This is a genomic window from Bartonella sp. AA81SXKL (assembly GCF_042196945.1).
Lineage (GTDB): Bacteria > Pseudomonadota > Alphaproteobacteria > Rhizobiales > Rhizobiaceae > Bartonella.
In genome coordinates, this window is record NZ_JBHIRH010000002.1 from 189021 (window position 1) to 207758 (window position 18738).

Sequence of the window (18738 nt, forward strand, 5' to 3'; positions counted from 1 at the left end):
AATAAATTTAGTGGAGTTTTTTGCGTGATTGAAAATTGTATTGAATAGCAGCCCAAATTCCCATCAAAAGTACCATGAAAACAATAGGTGGAGCAAAAACGACTGTAAAAATAGCAATATAAACAAGAGAAAGTATAATAATTCGACCGTTTACCCCTTTTGTAATATTGTGAAGATATGCTAGACCGCTAATTAATATGATGACAATGTATGCAGTACTAAAGACAAGGGTACTCAAGTTAAGAGAAGCGCTCAGCTCAACCATCGATGTTATGCAAACAATAATGAAAATAATAATTCCAGAAATTGGAAGGCGGAGAGTTTGGCTCCAATCATCACGGGGTCTTTTCAGCCATTTCATATGTTGTGCTGCTATAATGGAAAAGTAAAGGTTACCAATGAGAAAAACCAAACTATAAATAGTCAAAGAAAAAGCAGTAAAAGTTGCTGTATGCGTCATTAAAAGCTCACTAAAAGCGCGTATATAGGCTTCTTTTATTGACTGTGTTTGTTGCAGAGTTTGTGCTATGTTTTCGGTGATTTTTTTTGCAACGATGGGTGTGGAAGGACGTGTTTGAACATAGAGCCCAATGAAAGTTGCTATAAGAGCGATAAAATTAGTTAAATGAAAAATAACCGATGATAATGGATACCATATCAGTTCATTTTCTTTTTGCGCTGGTCGTGCAAGCCCAAGAAGCCAAGAAGCATAGACAGCAGGAAGGAAAAATAAGACCATAAAGCCAAGAGCAATATAGGTATTAGTGGTTATGATAAGAACAACAGTAGCACTTATGAGGGCGATGAGACTGGCTAATGTTCCTTGACCGAACGCAACAATAAAAATTGGTAATGAAAGAAAGCAGCCAAGAAGAAGAGAAAAAAAGGGCACGATATTTGCAACACTGATGATTGCCAGCCCTATCACAACAGCAAATAATCCTGCTAAAATACCGGTTAATATCTCATAAGTACGATTTTTTTTCATTTATTGCTGTCCTGCTTTCTGCAGTTAGAGGCGTGTCAATACCCCAACTTTGACATTTAATAGCTTAACATAGGATACAACAAGCTATTTTTTAACCATATAAGAAAAGCAACTGGAGAAACTCTCCAGTTGCATAGCATATTGATTGCTTACTTTATAACGTACGGAAGTAAGCCTAAAAAGCGAGCACGTTTGATAGCATTAGCTAATTCGCGCTGTTTTTTCTGACTAACAGCAGTAATCCGTGAAGGAACAATTTTCCCACGTTCGGAAATATAACGTTGTAACAACTTGATGTCTTTATAATCAATTTTGGGAGCATTGGTCCCTGAAAAAGGACATGTTTTACGACGACGATGAAAGGGGCGACGTGCAGAGTTTTGATTAGTATCAGTCATCATTCTACCCCTTCTATAGTATTTTCACGTTGACGACGTGGAAAACGAGGACGCTCTTCATCATGTCCAATGTGACTATTGCGATCAAGGTGTGAGAGCATAGCAGATTTTTCTTTTTCGTGTTTTTCTACGCGAATGGTCATATAACGCAAAATATCTTCATTGATGCGCATCTGACGCTCCACTTCAGCAATTGCTGAAGCTGGTGCATCAATATTGACTAAGACATAATAAGCTTTACGGTTTTTACGAATACGGTAAGCAAGAGGACGAAGTCCCCAATTTTCTATACGCCCAACTTTTCCACCATGCGCTTCAATGACACCTTTGTAGAGACTCAAAAGTTCATCAACTTGCTGCGGAGCAATGTCTTGTCGGGCAAGGAACATATGTTCATAAAGAGCCATTGTTTTGCCTTTCTTCAATTAAATTTCACCGGTTTTAGCGCAAAGCCTCTGCGACTTGTCTTTTTTGGAAATCCAAAGAAGAAAGGACGCGTTTACAATTCGAGACATCTCAGAGCGGAGACACGGGAGGCCGGAAACATTGTATTTCCTACTGATATTTTACAGCCCTCCGTTCAACCTCCAGCTAAAGTGCCGGCAACGAATATTTCATATCTACAGGTTATCTTTTAAAATAGCAAGTTTATGCACATAAAAAATTGATTTGTTAAATCTTGATATATTTCCTTCTTCTACAAAAAGATAATACTGTAATATAAAGGCAAAGGAGGGAAAAATGGACTTTTTAAACCAGATTGATGTTACACTCTTTGAAATGTTTGTCGGCAATCATCAAGCTTGGTCGATTATAGTTTTGTTTAGTATTTTTTGTGCAAAGTTTTTAATTTATATTATTCCTCTCCATCTTTGTGCGTTGTGGTTTTGTAGTGGGGAGAGGGAACGGTGTGTTGTGCTAAGCATTTGCATGAGTATTTGTGCATCTCTTTTCATAGGTTATCTCATTTCTCTTTTTTATTTTCATCCTCGCCCATTCGTGGTAGGGCTGACGACACCGTTTATTCAACATCGTGCAACAGCTTCTTTTCCTAGTAATCATGCCTTGACCATTGCATCTTATGCAGCTAACTTTTATTTTTACCGATACAAAGTTACTTTTAAATTTGCCACCGTATTTTTGTGTTTGATCTGTTGGGCGCGCATCTTTGTGGGTGTACATTATCCCTTTGATATTTTAGCAGGTGCACTTTTAGGAAGTCTCATAAGTTTGGGTGTTATTCAGTTTATAGCACCCTATTTTCCTAAGTTTTTATATCAAATTCCGCCCTTAAAATATAATTTTAAGTGTGGTATTCGTTTTAAATAAAGGGCTTTATATTGATTTGTGCGGATGAATAAGGTCAAAAGAAAATAATTTAATTGTACAGTTTTAGGAGTTGATAAATGGGTGCAGCTTTTATTTTTCCAGGGCAGGGGAGTCAACTTGTTGGTATGGGGAAAGCGCTTGCAGAGCAATTTATTGTCGCAAGGATGGTTTTCGAGGAAGTTGATGATGCTTTGGGTGAGAAATTATCAAAGATCATTTTTGAAGGACCAGCAGATGTTTTAACGTTAACAGCAAATGCACAACCGGCATTAATGGCTGTATCTATGGCTGTCATTCGTGTGATGAAACAATTAGGGCTTCGTATAGAAGAAAAGGTAAGGTTTGTTGCTGGTCATTCTTTAGGCGAATATTCGGCTCTTTGTGCTGCTGGTACATTTACTCTCACAGATACGGCAAGACTTTTGCGTATTCGTGGCAATGCTATGCAGGCTGCTGTCGCGGTTGGTGAAGGTTCTATGGCTGCATTAATTGGTTTAGAAGAGCACATTGTGGAAGAAATTTGTGAAACTGTTTCTGGAGAAGGACTATGTCAGATTGCTAATGATAATGGTGGTGGGCAAATTGTTATTTCCGGTAAAGCAAAAGCAGTTGAGGCAGCGGTAGAGATTGCATCAACAAAAGGTGCAAAACGTGCACTTCTTCTTCCTGTTTCTGCACCTTTTCATTCATCTTTAATGCAACCTGCTGCTGATGCCATGAAGAAAGCACTTTTGACTGTTAACAAAATGTCCCCTATTGTTCCTTTGATTGCCAATGTTTCTGTTGCACCTGAGAGCAATCCAGAGCGTATTACTACTCTTCTTGTCCAACAAGTGACTGGGAGGGTGCGATGGCGTGAAACAATAGAATGGATCGCTGCTAATGGAGTTGATACGCTTTTTGAAGTTGGTTCTGGAAAAGTTTTAACAGGTTTAACGCGTCGTATTAACAAAGATATAAAGGGGGTAACCATTGGAACAGTTGATGAAATAGAATCAGCGCTAGGTATGCTTGGCGTTTAATCTATAAGGAGTTAAAAGATGTTTAGATTAACAGGACGTAAAGCTCTTGTAACGGGGGCTTCGGGAGGAATTGGTGAGGCAATTGCACGCTGCTTTCATGCACAAGGAGCCATTGTTGGACTTCATGGAACACGTGAAGAAAAGCTCAGAGAAGTGGCGGCAGAATTAGGGCAGAATGTTTTTGTATTTCCCGCTAATCTTTCTGAACGCCAATCGATTAAACAATTGGCTGAAGTTGCAGAAAGAGAAATGGATGGCGTCGATATTTTGGTTAACAATGCGGGAATCACTAGGGATGGTCTTTTTGTGCGTATGCAAGATAAAGACTGGGATGATGTTTTAGAAGTTAACCTAACAGCTGCTTCTCTTTTGACGCGTGAATTAATACATTCTATGATGCGCCGCCGTTATGGAAGAATTATTAACATTACATCTGTTGTTGGTGTAGTGGGAAATCCTGGACAAACGAATTATTGTGCTGCAAAAGCAGGCTTGATAGGTTTTTCTAAAGCATTGGCACAAGAAATTGCTTCGCGAAATATTACTGTCAATTGTATTGCTCCAGGATTTATTAAATCTGCAATGACAGACAAGCTTAATGAAAAGCAAAAAGAAGCCATTATGGCTGCGATTCCAATGAAGCGTATGGGAAGTGGGCAAGAAATAGCCACTGCTGCTGTTTATTTAGCAAGCGATGAAGCAGCCTATACGACAGGTCAAACACTCCATATCAATGGTGGAATGGCAATGATATGAGTATTTATTTTATTCCACATTGATTTATGAGTTGTATTATTTTAGATAGTAACGATTGAAATGGATAGATGCATCTATTTCTTTAATATGGTCGTTAATCAATTGATGTCGGAATGTCAGATTGGTTCATTTTGTAGGGGATATCCACAGGATATTTTAAATCATTACTAAAATCTTTTAAAGTAATGCATCTATTGCTTGATTAGATGAACCGATATAGTTAACCAAATTATAGGAAATATAAATTCGAGGATTTCAACATGAGTGATACAGTAGAGCGCGTTAAAAAAATTATCGTGGAACATCTTGGGGTTAATGCTGATAAAGTTGTAGAAAATGCAAGCTTTATCGATGATCTAGGGGCTGATAGCCTTGATACGGTTGAACTCGTTATGGCTTTTGAAGAAGAGTTTGGGGTAGAAATTCCAGATGAAGCTGCTGAAACGATTTTTACAGTTGGCGATGCAGTCAAGTTCATTGATAAAGCTTCTGCATGATTACTAAAGGGCAAAGGCATAAATTGCTTTTGCCTATATTCTTCGGAGCTCTTTTGAAAAGAGAGCTTTGAGAGGTGAAGTTTAGTTCAAGGTTAGAAGTTATGAGACGTGTTGTTGTTACTGGTTTAGGATTGGTATCTCCATTAGCTGGTAATATTGAATATAGTTGGAAACGACTTCTTGAAGGAAGAAGTGGTGTCCGACGTATCACTGAGTTTGATGTGTCAGATTTGCCATGCCAGATTGCTGCGCGTATCCCCTTAGGGGATGGAACAGAGGGGACCTATAATGCTGATTTGTATATGGAACCTAAGGAGCAACGTAAAGTTGATGCATTTATTGTTTATGCAATGGCTGCTGCTAACCAAGCGCTTGCAGATGCCGAATGGTTTCCTAAGAGTGATGAAGATCAGATTTGTACAGGTGTGTTAATTGGTTCGGGAATTGGGGGAGTTGAGGGTATTGTTGAAGCTGGTTATACGCTTCGTGATAAGGGCCCACGTCGTGTTTCTCCCTTTTTTATTCCAGGTCGTTTGATTAATCTTGCTTCTGGTTATGTGTCTATTCAATATGGTTTACGGGGGCCTAATCATTCTGTTGTAACTGCTTGTTCAACAGGGGCGCATGCGATTGGTGATGCGGCACGTTTGATTATGTTTGGTGATGCAGATGTCATGGTGGCAGGGGGGACTGAATCTCCGATAAATCGGATATCTCTTGCAGGTTTTGCAGCTTGTAGAGCTCTTTCTACTTGTCGCAATGATGATCCTGAACGGGCGTCACGTCCTTATGATACTGATCGTGATGGTTTTGTGATGGGGGAAGGAGCAGCTGTTGTTGTTTTAGAAGAGCTGGAACATGCCAAAAAACGAGGGGCGCATATTTATGCTGAGGTTATTGGTTATGGTTTATCTGGTGACGCTTACCACATTACAGCACCTTCAGAAAGTGGTGAAGGGGCTCAGCGTAGTATGATAGCTGCTCTTAAGCGTGCACAAGTGAATGTGAGTGAACTTGATTATATTAATGCTCATGGTACATCTACGATGGCTGATTCCATAGAGCTAGCGGCTGTTGAGCGTGTTTTAGGGAGTTATGCACCACAAGTTTCTATGTCATCAACGAAATCATCTATCGGGCATTTACTTGGTGCAGCCGGTGCTGCTGAGGCTATTTTTTCTATTTTAGCTATACGGGATAATATAGCCCCAGCGACACTTAATCTTGACAATCCATCGATTGAAACAAAAATCGATCTTGTACCACACAAACCGCGTGAACGAAAGATTGATACGATTCTTTCTAATTCTTTTGGATTTGGTGGGACAAATGCATCGTTGGTGATGCGACGTTTTAGGGGATAATAAGTATTTTTATTTAATTTCTGCTTTTGAGTTTCCTACTTTATTATAAGGTGAATGAGAGATTATAATATTATCCTTAATTGCTATTGAGGGGTTATGTCCGATGTGAAAAATGGAAAATCATTAAAGGACGTAAGTGATTCCTCTTCGAATCATTTAGCAGATAGTTATGACATGTTAATACATAAAAAACGAAAGAAATCATCTATCGTCCGTAATCCGTTGGTCATTCTCGGTCATTTTTTTCTTATGCTGATTGTGATTATTCTTTTTGCCATAAGTATTCCTCTTTATATTGGAAAAAGTATTTTTGAAGAAAAGGGAAAAATTGAGGAAGAACAAATTGTTCTTATCCATCCTGGTACCGGAATTCGTGAAATTGCTTCATTGCTAGAAAAACGTGGTTTCATTCGATCATCAGATATTTTTGTTTATGGGGTTGGTTATCACCAAAAAACAACGCATCTGAAGGCTGGTGAATATTTAATTCCAGCTCATGCTTCGATGCAGGATATTATGGATATTCTTGTGAAAGGAAAATCTATAGAGTATACATTTACAGTACCTGAAGGTTTAACGGTTCAGCAAGTTTTCGATCGATTAGCTGCGAATGAAATTTTGATTGGAGACCTTCCAAAAATTTTGCCTCCAGAAGGCTGTTTAATGACGGATACGGTTCGTTTTATTCGGGGGACAACGCGTAAAGAGATTGTAAATAGATTGCGTGAAGGACAGACAAAATTAATTCATGCTATATGGGCTACGCGTTCACCTGGTTTACCTATTAAATCAATTGATGAATTTGTTATATTAGCCTCAATTGTTGAGAAAGAAACGGGAATTGCAGCAGAAAGACCAATGGTTGCTGCGGTATTTTATAACCGCCTTACAAAGCATATGCGTCTTCAATCGGATCCAACAGTAATTTATGGTCTCTTCGGAGGAAAAGGAAAACCATCCGGTCGTGCGATTTATCGTTCAGATCTTGAGAAGGAAACACCATATAATACTTATAAAATTAATGGTTTGCCCCCAACGGCTATTGCAAATCCAGGTCGAGATTCTTTGAAAGCGGTGGCACATCCACCAAGCAGTGATGCACTTTATTTTGTTGCTGATGGTTCAGGAGGGCATGTTTTTTCTCGAACTTTAGAAGAACATAATATGAATGTTCGCAAGTGGCGAGAATTAAAGGCAAGACATTGAATTTATAGTGATAACACATCTTTTTGCATCGTAAATGAAAGTCTCAAATATAGTAAAATTTTTCTATTTAAACTTTTTATGAGAATGATAAAAAATTATTTTCTTGTCTGTCACAAGTGGGAAGTGGGATTAGCGTATGGATAAAAATATTTAAGAAAGAAGTGAATATACTGCTAATACCTTATCTCAAAAAAGAGCAGAATAACATTGAGAATTTCTAAGAAAACACATTGATTAGGGGATAGGTTGAGATAATGTATAATTCAAATTTTGGAGAAACATTTATGAACAAAGTAGAGTGATGTAATGACAGTCTTTGAAAGTAAATTGAGTACTATAAAAATGAATAAACGCCGCGGTTTTTTATTTATTCTCTCTTCGCCTTCAGGTGCTGGAAAATCAACAATTTCTCGATTACTTCTAAAAGAGGGACAATTAGAGCTTTCCGTAAGTATGACCACAAGGAAAAGGCGTCCTAGTGAAGTAGATGGGCTGCATTATAACTTTATTTCAAAGGAAGAGTTTGAATATAAGCGTGATAGAAATGAATTTATTGAATGGGCAGAAGTTCACGGAAATTATTACGGCACTTTACGTGAAACTGTTGAAAACGCATTGAATGCTGGCCATGATATGTTATTTGATATTGATTATCAAGGTACCGAGCAGCTACAAAAAAAGATGCTAGGAGATACTGTATCTGTTTTTATCCTTCCACCATCAATGAAAGAGCTTGTTTCGCGTTTACATCGTCGAGCAGAAGATAGTCAAGATATCATCAATTTGCGATTAGAAAATGCACGAACGGAGTTAAAGCATTGGCGTTCTTATGATTATGTTGTGATTAACGAAGATTTAGATCAGTCTTTATCTTTTATTAAATCAATTTATTTAGCTGAAACCGTAAAACGTGAGCGTTGTTCTTATCTTGGATCTTTTGTTGATGGGCTTATTGCTGAAAAAATCGATAAATGTTGTGATTAAAAAAGGTTTTATAACACAAAGTGCATTTTTTAGAGCACTAGATGCGCTAAAATTACAAATTCAGAAACCGAGAGCGTTTCAGCACGGCGCGTTCCGTCAATTCCAGCTTTTTCTAAGAGCACTTCACCTCCAAGTGTTTTGAGATTTTGACGAAGCATTTTTCGTCTTTGCCCAAAGGCGGTTTTTGTGACGAGGCTTAGTTTTTGTGCAGAGCAGGAAAGAGGTTGTGTTCGCGGAATAATATGAACAACGGAAGACGTTACTTTAGGTATTGGTATGAAGGCTTGAGGGGGGACATCAAAAGCAATTTTAGCAATGGTACGCCAGCCAGTTAAGACACTAAGACGTCCATAATGAGTAGATTGAGGTTTAGCTGTAATCCGTTTGGCAACTTCACGTTGAAACATCAATGTCATTGATTCATAAAAAGGAGGCCATGGTTCAGTTAAAAGCCAATTTAATAAGAGTTGTGTCCCAATATTATAGGGAAGATTTGCAATAATGCGAGGTTTTACTGGGCTTGTTTCAAAGAGTTTTGAGAAGTCTTGCTTCAGTGCATCATTACAAATAACTTTTAATTTTTTAGGATAGTGTTTTTCTATTTCTAAGAGAGCCGGTATGCAGCGCTCATCGCGTTCTATTGCTGTTACAATGGCACCCTTTGCTAGCAAGGCACGTGTGAGACCTCCAGGACCTGGACCAATTTCAAGAACAGGTTTTCCTTCTATATTGCCTGCTTGATGAGCAATTTTAGATGTTAAATTAAGATCAAAAAGAAAATTCTGCCCCAAAGATTTATGCGCTTGTAATCCGTATATATCAATGACCTCACGCAGAGGAGGGAGATTATCTATTGGCATGGGTTTAAATTATTTTTTGCAAGTTGATTTGCAAGTTTAAGAGCAGCAATAAAGCTTTCGGGAGAGGCTATCCCTTTATCAGCAATGTCAAAAGCAGTTCCGTGATCTGGAGACGTGCGAATAAAAGGTAGACCTAAAGTGACATTAACAGTGCTATCAAAATCTAATGTCTTAACAGGGATAAGGGCTTGATCATGATACATACAAATGGCAACGTCATATGCTTTTCTTGCGCATTCATGGAACATTGTGTCGGCAGGCAGTGGGCCTGCAATATTGAGTCCTTTCTTTTTAAGATATTCAATAGCAGGAGTGATAACTTCAATATCTTCTTTTCCCATTGCACCTCCTTCTCCAGCATGAGGATTAAGACCAGCAACAGCTAGTCGGGGTGACGTTATTTTAAACCTTGTTTTTAAGTCATATTCAGTAATAAGTACCGTTTGAATAATTAAATCACGGGTAAGCTGTGAAGGAACATTTTTAAATGGAATATGAACAGTTATTGGTACTGTTTTTAATCGGGGTCCTGCTAACATCATAACTGGATGATAACATTTATGAAAAGCTTTATGGGCTAAATCGGCTAAAAATTCTGTATGACCTGGAAATTGAAAACCGGCATCATAAAGACTCTTTTTTGCAATAGGACAAGTGATAAGTGCACATGCATGGCCATTTTGAATCAATTGAACACAGCGTTTAATTGCTTCAATAATTCCAGCGGCATTATTCGATGAAGGTATACCTAATTGATCACTTTGTTTGTTTTTTAACGGTATGATAGGAAGAGCGTTTTGAAAATTTTTTGCAGGATTATTGATTAAAACAGATTGCACCTCAACATCAATCTGTAAAAAACGAGCGCGCGAACGAATAACATCTGGATCAGCAAGAAGTACAAAACGTGGAATTTGGCGCGTAACACGCAAATTCCACGCTTTTAGTACTATTTCAGGACCAATTCCGGCAGGATCACCACCGCTAACAATAAGAGCAGCCATTATGAATTTTGAATGCGTGCCACTCGCCGCAGTTCTCCTAAATATTTTTCGCTTAATTCTTCAAGTTTTTGCGGGCTTCTTTTTTTACTATCTTGAAGAGAAAATATCAGTCGAGCGACATAATCATCAGAAACTCTTTTTATTTTGCAGACAGCAATTGCTTCGATTCCATCAGATGTTTCTTGTAATTTTGTCATTTTTCCAGCAGGCGTTTCAAGAATAGCTTGTTCCCATGCATTAGGAAGTTGTGGCTCCAGAAACTTTCCTAAGTGGCGGATAGTAACGTCTAAAATACCTCTTGCTTGATTGTGAGCATTGGCACATCCACGGAAATGTGCGCGAAAATTACTTGCTTCTCTTTGACGTCTTTCAAAGATTTCTGAACGACGATGTGCAGGAATGACAAAAACAATTCGCTGTAATGTATATTCGTTGGTTGAAGGTTTTACACCACCATTTTTTAATATTCTGCGTACAGCTTCTTGTTCGCTAATCATACCAGTTTCAGCTTGATAGCGTGCACTAACAAGACGCCCCCATCCTATTTGTCCACGGATGTAATCTTTAAAGTGTTGCACAGTGATCTCAGTTTGGATCAGAATCTGGTTGAGCTGATCAATCGTCATATTATTTTGTGTCGCAAAATTCTCAAAAGCTCTATCAACTTCATCATTGCTTACTTCAATATTACGACGTTTTATTTCAATATTTTTTAGCTTTTCGTCAATAAGCTCTTTTTTAGCCTGTGCCACCAAATTGCTTTGCTTTTGTTGTAACCTGAGAAAAGCAAGGCGTCTTTGTATATCATAATTTGTGATGGGGTTGCCATTAACTGTAACAACAATAGAAGTCTGCGCAAAGACTGTCGGAATCAAAAATCCATTTATTAGCAGGCTACTTACGCTCAAAGATGCAATATAAAATAAAGCAAGAAAACGCTTTTTCAATTTATTCATGTAAATAGGCTTTCGCATTGTTTATTAATTCTCATCAACAACTTAAAATACACGCTTTCTTTCATAAAAACAATGATAAGTTAAATGACTGATACATTCCCTTTATAAATTAATCTATCTTTTTTCCGATATCTGCAATCGTACGCAATGAAAGAGAGAAATTAAAGTTTTGCAAGGGTGCTTTCCTGCCTGGATTCGTTACCTGTTGATAACCGAATGTTAACCCGAAACATTCATCCATATAACTCAAGCTAATTCCTCGCTTTATAAATGTACCAGATACTAAATCATAACCGGCGTTGCTATTAATGGACCAATAATCTGCCAATTTAAGTCCTGTTTGAAAAGAAATTTCTTGGCGCTTTTGAGAATATTCATAATCTGGTTGCTTTGCGATATAGGCATATTGTAGAGCCGCCCAAAAATTTTGCCATTTTTGTGATGCTTCGATTTCACTACGGCGGATTTTCCCTGTTTTTTTGTCAAAGCGTCCACGCGTTTCTAAGGAAAAACCACTTTTATGGGTTGTACCAAACATTGCAACATAGTCTGAACGTTTTGCCTCTAAGCTAGAATGAGTACCGACATTGATAAAGTCCTTTTCTGCAAAAGAATTCTTTCCTGCTAGATGAAAGGATTGTCCAATGAGACCATAAAGAGACCAATTATCATTAAGGCTTCCAGAATATCTTATACCTATATTGGCTCTTGTACCACCTTCTACACGATCATAACCAGAAAATTTGTCTCGTTGAAAGAGAGTGGTTGCATCAAAGACAAAGCTTTGAGCATTTTCATTAGGAATTTGTCCAATATATTGTTCATTATTGCGTATAAAAATTTGTACAGTTGGTTCTATAATATGTGTAGAATGATCAGCTATAATGAGGAAGGGATAGCGTAGTTCCAACCCTGCTGTTGCCATGCCACGAATTGCTGAACCATGAATTGCGGATAAGGCATTGTTTTCTATAGAATCTGTATGATTTTTGCTTGCATTGGTTGTAATGATATCAGTTCGTAGAGAGAGAAGAGGGGTTAAAATGAGTCCATTGTGCGTGTTGAAGCGCTTTTTCCACTGAAGCTCGTTTGTTAAACGCAAACTATTTCCAGCCATACCAGAAAGTCTTACTGTGTTGAGAGGGTTTCCGTTCTGGTCGGGTGAACTGAAGTCAGCATGGCGACGATAAACTGATTGTATATTACTATGGAAGGTAAGCTCTCCATTATAAATGGGTTCATCTGGTGTGAAAAAATAATCGATGCGTGGTAAGACCCACGCTTGTCGAGAGTGACGTTCATAATGAGGATCATTCAGTATTGAATCTTGAACTTTAAAATGATAAAAACGCATATCAAAATAATTTTTTCCTGCAAGACCATTCAGATAGATCTGAGAAAGTTGTGTAGGATTGTTATAGTTTTCAAGTTTATAGGCACGACTAAAATGCCGATCTGATTGTGCAAGAATATCCCATCCATAAGCCCAGTGTGAGTTAATACGAGAATCCCCCTTTGTCGCCAGCATATAACGGTTTTTATGTTGGGCATCAATCGTATCATTATCAAATCTATGCGGTTTCATTTGATATATATGAGCAAAGCGAATGTTATAACGGCCCGTTTTTAAACGCTGACGCCATTCCCCTTCGGTTAAAAGCCCTTGTTGGGTATAAACCGTAGAAGAAAGGGTAAAATCATAATGGGGGGCGAGATTCCAGAAATAAGAATTCTTTATCCCCATACCGAGATAATCAGTATAAAAAAAATGAGGAGTAAGCAGACCGCTAGCACGCCTGACAGTTGGATCATAGATCTCAAAATTTGGAAATTTTATAACCGGTACACCAAAAACTTCAAAACTGCTATTTTCAAACCGAATTTTTTTGACGCTATTATTCCATATGATCTTTCTTGCTTTAATTTTCCATAGGACGTCTCGATCTGGTTTATAAGAGCAAGGTTCACAGGCTGTATAGGTTGCATTTTCAAAGACTGTTATGTGATTGTGTTTGCGTGTAGCATTTTGGGCTGAAAAGTGAACATTGTTGGCTGTATCAATACGTAAGGCGTTTACAAAACCCTCGCCAAGATCTTTGGTCATATCAATTTGGTTGGAATAAATTTTATTACCATCCTTTTGAGTAATTTCAACGTTCCCTTGTGCTATAAGCCGTCCTGTTTTTTGATTGTAAATAATTTTTTGAGCGATAACTTTATTGCCATCATATTCGATTTGGACATTACCGTTTGCAGAAACAGTGTTTTCATCACGATTGTAGATGAGTTCATCCGCAGAGAGCAAAAGAGGAGGTTCCGGATTTTGAATGCGACTTTGAGAAGGAGATTGAAGGCTTTGAGCGTGCGCACAATAAGATAAAGCACCTCCTAAAATAATCCCCACAACACTTTTAAAAGCGAGAGCACTTAATTTTGTTAAAATAGTTTTTTTAAGTGTTAATGCTTTCACTTAGCCATCCTCTTTATGAAGTAAAAAAGAGATTCCTAAGAATAACGCAATAACAACGGGTGTCCAAGCTGCAATAATTGGTGGAATATATCCAGCATTACCAAAAGCTTGAACAAGTACGGAAATAACATAAAGCATAAACCCAGCTATTACGCCACCAAGAATCAACATTCTAGATTGCCCAAAACGTGTAAAATTTAAAGATACAGTTGCTGCAATGAGGGTCATTGCCACAAGCAATGCCGGTAATGCAATCAAAGATTGGAAATACATATCAAAATTATTAGCAGAATAGCCAAATGAACGTGCAATCATAATTTTTTTTGGCAATTGGTAAAATGGAATAGTTGCGGGATTCACTAAACGTTCCGTTAAAAATTCAGGTTTTAGATTGGTTTTTATTTGCAACACGGTAAATTTTTCAGGAGGATGCCCTATTTTATAGATTGTTCCATTTGTTAATTGCCAAAATCCATTAGTCAAGGTTGCTTTTGGGGCGTTAATCCAATTTTTAACGGTTGCATTGTCATTGTATTGTACAAAGGTTGCATCGAGAAGAGAAAGTCCTTGATCGGTGATAGATTTAGCACCAATGGTTGTTCTGCCTAAATTTGTACGTTGTGTTAACCAGTGGATACTTGTATTGTGAAGAGGTGTTAGTACATTGTGATTGCGCCATTCAGTCATCTTTTTTTCTGCTTGAGAAAATCCCCATGCAGCAAGTGGATTAATGAGAAGAATTGAAAATAATCCTAAAAGAAAAGCTCCAAAACAAGCTGGCATAAGAAATTGCCATGCAGAAACACCGATTGAACGAGTCACCACAAGTTCAAGTTTTTTGTTGAGCGAGATAAGCGTTGCCATTGCAGAAAAGAGTGCAATGAAAGGGATAAGTTGTTGCATGATAAAAGGGATGCGTAAAACAGAGAGGAAAAATGCATCTTTTGCTGTATAATGCGGAAGGGAAGATAGCCTACCGGAATTCTCTGTGAAATCGATTAAAAGAGCAAGAACAAAAATGCTTCCCAAGAAATAACAAGTTATTTTAAGATAACGTATAAAAAAATATCGTCCAAGTGTCCACCCAATCATGATATTTTATCCGAGGAATCTTGAGATTTTCGATGTTCAAATTTGTTCATTATTTTTTGAAAAGCGATTTGAAGTATCTCATTAACTTTTGTGGGAAGCCCAATTTTATGATTCGTTAAAAGCATAAAAAAGACAAATGCACTTGTTCCTATAGGTATAATATAAAGGAGAGGAACGTATGCAAGATCGCTTTTTGATTTTTCTGCGAAAAAATATCCTATCCAATACACCAGAAAAGAAAGGGCAATTGCCGAGAGGTTTGCGGAATGACGAGCTTGTCGATGGGAGCGTACATCCCCTGCCGCTGCTAATGCAATAAGTGAAAAAACAATAGGGTAGAGCCATTGTGTTAATCTGCGGTGAAATTCAGCTTTATATTGGAGTGGTTTTCGTTGATAGTAGGGATCTTTTGGGTCAGGGTTTTGTAAATAAGAAAGAGACCGATCTTTTGGATAAAGAGTAGGTGTTTTATCACTGGGGATAAACTCTCCTAGGCTAAAAGTATATGAGCTAAATTGCACGATTGAAACACTGTTATTTTGATGATTGACTCTTTCTATTTCACCGTTATTGAGAACCAGAAAACTGCCGTTTTTATTATTCACAATGGATGCGTCTGTTGCATAATAAAAAAGATCAGTTTTAGGATCACGCTGGTCGGCAATGAAAAGGCGTTCAAGTGTTCCGTTTGGATTTCGTTCGCCAATTTCTATGTAAAGGTTATTGGCGAGTTTTTGAAAGCTCCCTTCACTAATGAATAGATTAATAAGATCAAAATGAGCGCTTGCTAGCATTTGTCGCATATGAAGACGCGCTTGAGGAACAACAAAATTAGCTATAGAAAAGGAGATACAGGATGCAACAATAGCAAGAAGAAGGATAGGTTTCCAAACAGTACTTTTAGGAAAACCAGAGGCATTGATGACAGCAAATTCTGAGTCTTGATGCATTGCTGAGAGGATGGTTGTAACTGCGATCACTAATGCAAATGGAATGACAAGAAAAATAACAGAAGGAACCAATGAGAGTGAAAATTGTAAGACTGTGAGGAGTGTTTGTTTACTTGTTGTGAGAAAGTTTATCCGTGCAAGAATTTGTATAGTCCAACTAACGCCCACTGCTGCAATCATGACAGAACTAAACAAAACAAGGACACGTTTCAGGATGTAGAACTCAATAATACGCATAAATTGGGGAAAATCCTCAGTTTTTAATTCGATAGCAAATATTCTTACTGCTTTCGGTTAAAATGTAATAAAGTTTGAAAAAATATCCTTTCATGAATTGGATATTTTTACCAAATAAATAATATAAAATTGCCTATGAGGTCCTCTTTAAATTTTCCGTACATTATATTTTATTTTCAACTATAGTCTACAAAGAAACTAGAAGAATCTAGAAGATAACTTAAAAAACTTTTTATTAACGTTGAAAATAAAAATTATTGTCTTTTAAAGACACGTGCAAAAAGATGATGCATCTCAATCAAAAAAGAGGGTTTATATCTTGAACCGTTTCCTTTGTATTAGGAATATAGAGGTTTTTTTAAAAAGATGTTAGCTTTTTTATAAAGAATGATGAAGGCTTAAGAGATTGGATATTTTATTCTATCATTTGACGCAGTCAACGCTGAAGGATATTTTGCCGACGCTTGTGGAGCGTGCATTGGCTCGTTTTGGTACAGTAACAATACAGTGTGTGAGTAAAGAACAACGCGATTCTATAGATATACATTTATGGGTTTATACTGATGAATCATTTATTGGACATGGAACGGAGTGTGATCAATATCCAAACTTTCAGCCTGTATTTCTTACGACAGGACAAGAAAATCCGAATGATTCAAAGATTCGTTTTCTCATAGAGGGAGCTGTTTGTTCGGATATTGATGCTTATCAACGACTTGTCGTGATATTTGATGGTAAAAGTGAAGAGCAGTTGAATCTCGTTCGTGCACAGTGGAAAAAATATAAAATGGAAAATCATAATTTAACGTATTGGCAACAGACTGAAGATCGTCGCTGGGAAAAACAGGTTTAATGCGTCTCGTATCTATTGTTCTGATTTTTATAGGATTACTGGGAATAGTAAATCCTTCACTTTTTATTACGGAAGGCTCAGGGGGAGGGCGTTGGGTTTTTATTGTGATTTTTCTTTTAGGCATGTTAAATATATGGACTATAATTAAAAAAATGAAACGCCATAATGATGATTATTGATCGAATTTTGCTTGTTTTATGGGCTGTGATGTTGTCCTTCTTTTGCGTTTCATGGTTGGGGACAACGCATATCTTATCAGAAATGTTTGCTGTTTCTTATATAAGCAATATTGCAGATTTTTTATTTTTCTTTTTGAGTGCCTTGTTCGCGGGAATATTGTGGTGGAAAATACCTCAACCCCTGTCTTTAAAAATGAAACTGGCAGCATTTTTGCTGCCAGTACTTATTTTATTCTTCTTTATTATATTTTAGTTGGATATTTCATCATCTGTAAATCCGACGAAGCAAATCAGTGAAATAAAAGAAGCAAGAAGCAAATAATAGCCGATATAAGATGTATCAAAATGTTGTACCAGATATTCTGCAATATAAGGCGCAAGAGAGGCTCCTACGATACCCGATAAGTTGAAAGTAATAGAAGAACCAGTATATCGAATTGCTGTTGGGTATGGTGAAGCCAAAACAGCACCAAGAGGACTGTATATCATCCCCATGATAGACAAACCGATAACAGACATTGCAAGGACTCCTATAACTCCAGAATTTAAGAAATAAGGAATTGCAAAAGAATAGATACCGGTGATGATTGTAACCCAAATCATCAAAGTTCGACGTCTAATACGATCAGCGAGTTTTCCAGTGATGACAGTAAAAATTCCACAGAAAATAGCACCAACAATTTCGACTTGAAGAGCTTGATAAAATGGCAATTGCAGATGGTTTGTTGAGTAGCTTAACAAATATGCAGTGACCAAGTAAAACAAAACAAATGTTGCCATACCAGAAAATATTCCAAGAAATAGGATTCGTGGACATTTTAAAAAGACATCGATGATAGGAACTTTGACACGTTCTTTACTTTCAAGAGTTTTTTTGAATTGAACAGTTTCATTGATTGAAAGACGGATCCATAATCCTATAATCATAAAAACAACTGAAGCAATAAAAGGAATGCGCCATCCCCAAGCTAAAAGTTCTTCATGATCAAGGAAATGCAACAGACCTAAATAAACGGCAATAGATAAAAATAAACCGATTGGAACACCCAATTGGGGGAACATCGCGTACCAGCCGCGCTTTTCTGGAGGGGCATTTTCTGTTGCGAGCAAAACAGCTCCTCCCCATTCTCCTCCTAATCCCATTCCCTGTCCAATACGGCACAAGGTCAAGAGGAAAGGGGCAAACCATCCAGCGGTTTCATAAGTAGGAAGAAAACCAATAATGACTGTTGAAAGCCCCATTGTGAGAAGAGAAGCAATAAGTGTTGCTTTTCTTCCAATTTTATCTCCAAAATGTCCAAAAACAATTGATCCAAAGGGCCGAGCAAAAAAGGCCGCTCCAAAGATCAGGAAAGATTGTAAAATGGCAATCTGATCATTTTGTGTTGGAAAAAACACATGAGGAAATATGAGAGCTGCGGCAGTGGCAAAGACATAGAAATCAAAGAATTCAATTGTTGGGCCAATAAGGCTTGCAAACAAAATGCGACGAGGGGAATTTCTGTTGCTTGTAGCTTTCATTTCTGAGTTTATAGACATGAATAGAATGTCCCTTTCAGTATATGACAAATCAAATGACGAGTTAACTGACTA

The 18738-nt window shown here is 37.6% G+C and carries 20 protein-coding genes; 10 read left to right on the forward strand and 10 right to left on the reverse strand.

What is annotated here, in order from left to right; genetic code table 11:
• Positions 1-7 precede the first annotated feature (7 nt).
• From ACFINZ_RS02055 to rpsF, 3 genes are all read right to left on the reverse strand, one after another.
• Entirely contained in the window at positions 8-988 is a 981-nt protein-coding gene (locus ACFINZ_RS02055; protein WP_375634326.1) for a hypothetical protein, read from the reverse strand.
• Positions 989-1137: 149 nt separating this feature from the next.
• The gene (gene rpsR, locus ACFINZ_RS02060) at positions 1138-1386 is read right to left on the reverse strand and encodes a 30S ribosomal protein S18 (RefSeq protein WP_012754957.1); all 249 of its coding nucleotides are present in this window, start codon (positions 1384-1386) and stop codon (positions 1138-1140) included.
• Positions 1386-1793 carry a 30S ribosomal protein S6 gene (gene rpsF / locus ACFINZ_RS02065; protein WP_375612935.1) on the reverse strand — a complete coding sequence of 136 codons (408 nt, stop codon included), beginning with the start codon at positions 1791-1793 and terminating at the stop codon, positions 1386-1388. The genes rpsR and rpsF overlap by 1 nt, the downstream gene beginning before the upstream one ends.
• Positions 1794-2127: 334 nt before the next feature.
• Here rpsF and ACFINZ_RS02070 point away from each other — a divergent pair, with 334 nt between their 5' ends.
• The 7 genes from ACFINZ_RS02070 to gmk all read left to right on the forward strand — a co-directional run bounded on the left by ACFINZ_RS02070 (position 2128) and on the right by gmk (position 8544).
• On the forward strand, positions 2128-2715 hold the full coding sequence (locus ACFINZ_RS02070; protein ID WP_375634327.1) for an undecaprenyl-diphosphatase: 588 nt from the start codon (positions 2128-2130) through the stop codon (positions 2713-2715).
• A gap of 77 nt (positions 2716-2792) precedes the next feature.
• Positions 2793-3737, forward strand: coding sequence for an ACP S-malonyltransferase (gene fabD, locus ACFINZ_RS02075; RefSeq protein WP_375612933.1), 945 nt, complete (start codon positions 2793-2795; stop codon positions 3735-3737).
• An 18-nt stretch (positions 3738-3755) separates the two neighbouring features.
• Positions 3756-4493 (forward strand): 3-oxoacyl-[acyl-carrier-protein] reductase, encoded by a 738-nt coding sequence (gene fabG, locus ACFINZ_RS02080; protein WP_375634329.1) that lies wholly within the window; start codon positions 3756-3758, stop codon positions 4491-4493.
• A 260-nt stretch (positions 4494-4753) separates the two neighbouring features.
• Positions 4754-4990 (forward strand): acyl carrier protein, encoded by a 237-nt coding sequence (locus tag ACFINZ_RS02085; RefSeq protein ID WP_004860281.1) that lies wholly within the window; start codon positions 4754-4756, stop codon positions 4988-4990.
• A gap of 101 nt (positions 4991-5091) precedes the next feature.
• Positions 5092-6354 carry a beta-ketoacyl-ACP synthase II gene (fabF, locus tag ACFINZ_RS02090; protein ID WP_375634331.1) on the forward strand — a complete coding sequence of 421 codons (1263 nt, stop codon included), beginning with the start codon at positions 5092-5094 and terminating at the stop codon, positions 6352-6354.
• Positions 6355-6450: 96 nt separating this feature from the next.
• Complete coding sequence (gene mltG / locus ACFINZ_RS02095) at positions 6451-7560, forward strand: endolytic transglycosylase MltG (RefSeq protein ID WP_375634125.1); 1110 nt, start codon at positions 6451-6453, stop codon at positions 7558-7560.
• 306 nt (positions 7561-7866) lie between these two features.
• Positions 7867-8544: a guanylate kinase gene (gmk, locus tag ACFINZ_RS02100; RefSeq protein ID WP_375634333.1), complete on the forward strand. Its 678-nt coding sequence runs from the start codon at positions 7867-7869 to the stop codon at positions 8542-8544.
• Between the two features lie 29 nt (positions 8545-8573).
• On the opposite strand, the gene rsmA is transcribed toward gmk, so the two are convergent.
• The 6 genes from rsmA to lptF form a co-directional block, all read right to left on the reverse strand.
• Positions 8574-9404, reverse strand: a complete 831-nt coding sequence (gene rsmA, locus ACFINZ_RS02105) for a 16S rRNA (adenine(1518)-N(6)/adenine(1519)-N(6))-dimethyltransferase RsmA (protein ID WP_375634121.1) — start codon at positions 9402-9404, stop codon at positions 8574-8576.
• Positions 9395-10408, reverse strand: coding sequence for a 4-hydroxythreonine-4-phosphate dehydrogenase PdxA (gene pdxA / locus ACFINZ_RS02110; RefSeq protein ID WP_375634334.1), 1014 nt, complete (start codon positions 10406-10408; stop codon positions 9395-9397). The genes rsmA and pdxA overlap by 10 nt, the downstream gene beginning before the upstream one ends.
• Positions 10408-11364 carry a SurA N-terminal domain-containing protein gene (locus ACFINZ_RS02115; RefSeq protein WP_375634117.1) on the reverse strand — a complete coding sequence of 319 codons (957 nt, stop codon included), beginning with the start codon at positions 11362-11364 and terminating at the stop codon, positions 10408-10410. The genes pdxA and ACFINZ_RS02115 overlap by 1 nt, the downstream gene beginning before the upstream one ends.
• Positions 11365-11473: 109 nt before the next feature.
• Entirely contained in the window at positions 11474-13834 is a 2361-nt protein-coding gene (locus ACFINZ_RS02120; protein WP_375683973.1) for an LPS-assembly protein LptD, read from the reverse strand.
• The gene (gene lptG, locus ACFINZ_RS02125) at positions 13835-14926 is read right to left on the reverse strand and encodes an LPS export ABC transporter permease LptG (RefSeq protein ID WP_375634113.1); all 1092 of its coding nucleotides are present in this window, start codon (positions 14924-14926) and stop codon (positions 13835-13837) included.
• Positions 14923-16113, reverse strand: a complete 1191-nt coding sequence (lptF, locus tag ACFINZ_RS02130) for an LPS export ABC transporter permease LptF (RefSeq protein WP_375634111.1) — start codon at positions 16111-16113, stop codon at positions 14923-14925. Before lptF ends, lptG begins: the two co-directional genes overlap by 4 nt.
• A 406-nt stretch (positions 16114-16519) precedes the next feature.
• On the opposite strand from lptF, the gene ACFINZ_RS02135 reads away from it, so the two are divergent.
• From ACFINZ_RS02135 to ACFINZ_RS02145, 3 genes are read left to right on the forward strand one after another with little or no spacing between them, the layout of a single operon-like run.
• Entirely contained in the window at positions 16520-16966 is a 447-nt protein-coding gene (locus ACFINZ_RS02135; RefSeq protein WP_375634338.1) for a DNA polymerase III subunit chi, read from the forward strand.
• Positions 16966-17145 carry a hypothetical protein gene (locus ACFINZ_RS02140; RefSeq protein ID WP_375634340.1) on the forward strand — a complete coding sequence of 60 codons (180 nt, stop codon included), beginning with the start codon at positions 16966-16968 and terminating at the stop codon, positions 17143-17145. The genes ACFINZ_RS02135 and ACFINZ_RS02140 overlap by 1 nt, the downstream gene beginning before the upstream one ends.
• Positions 17135-17398 (forward strand): hypothetical protein, encoded by a 264-nt coding sequence (locus tag ACFINZ_RS02145; protein WP_375636314.1) that lies wholly within the window; start codon positions 17135-17137, stop codon positions 17396-17398. Before ACFINZ_RS02140 ends, ACFINZ_RS02145 begins: the two co-directional genes overlap by 11 nt.
• Here ACFINZ_RS02145 and ACFINZ_RS02150 read toward each other — a convergent pair.
• On the reverse strand, positions 17395-18684 hold the full coding sequence (locus ACFINZ_RS02150) for an MFS transporter (protein ID WP_375634342.1): 1290 nt from the start codon (positions 18682-18684) through the stop codon (positions 17395-17397). The two genes, ACFINZ_RS02145 and ACFINZ_RS02150, sit on opposite strands and share 4 nt — an antisense overlap.
• Positions 18685-18738 lie beyond the last annotated feature (54 nt).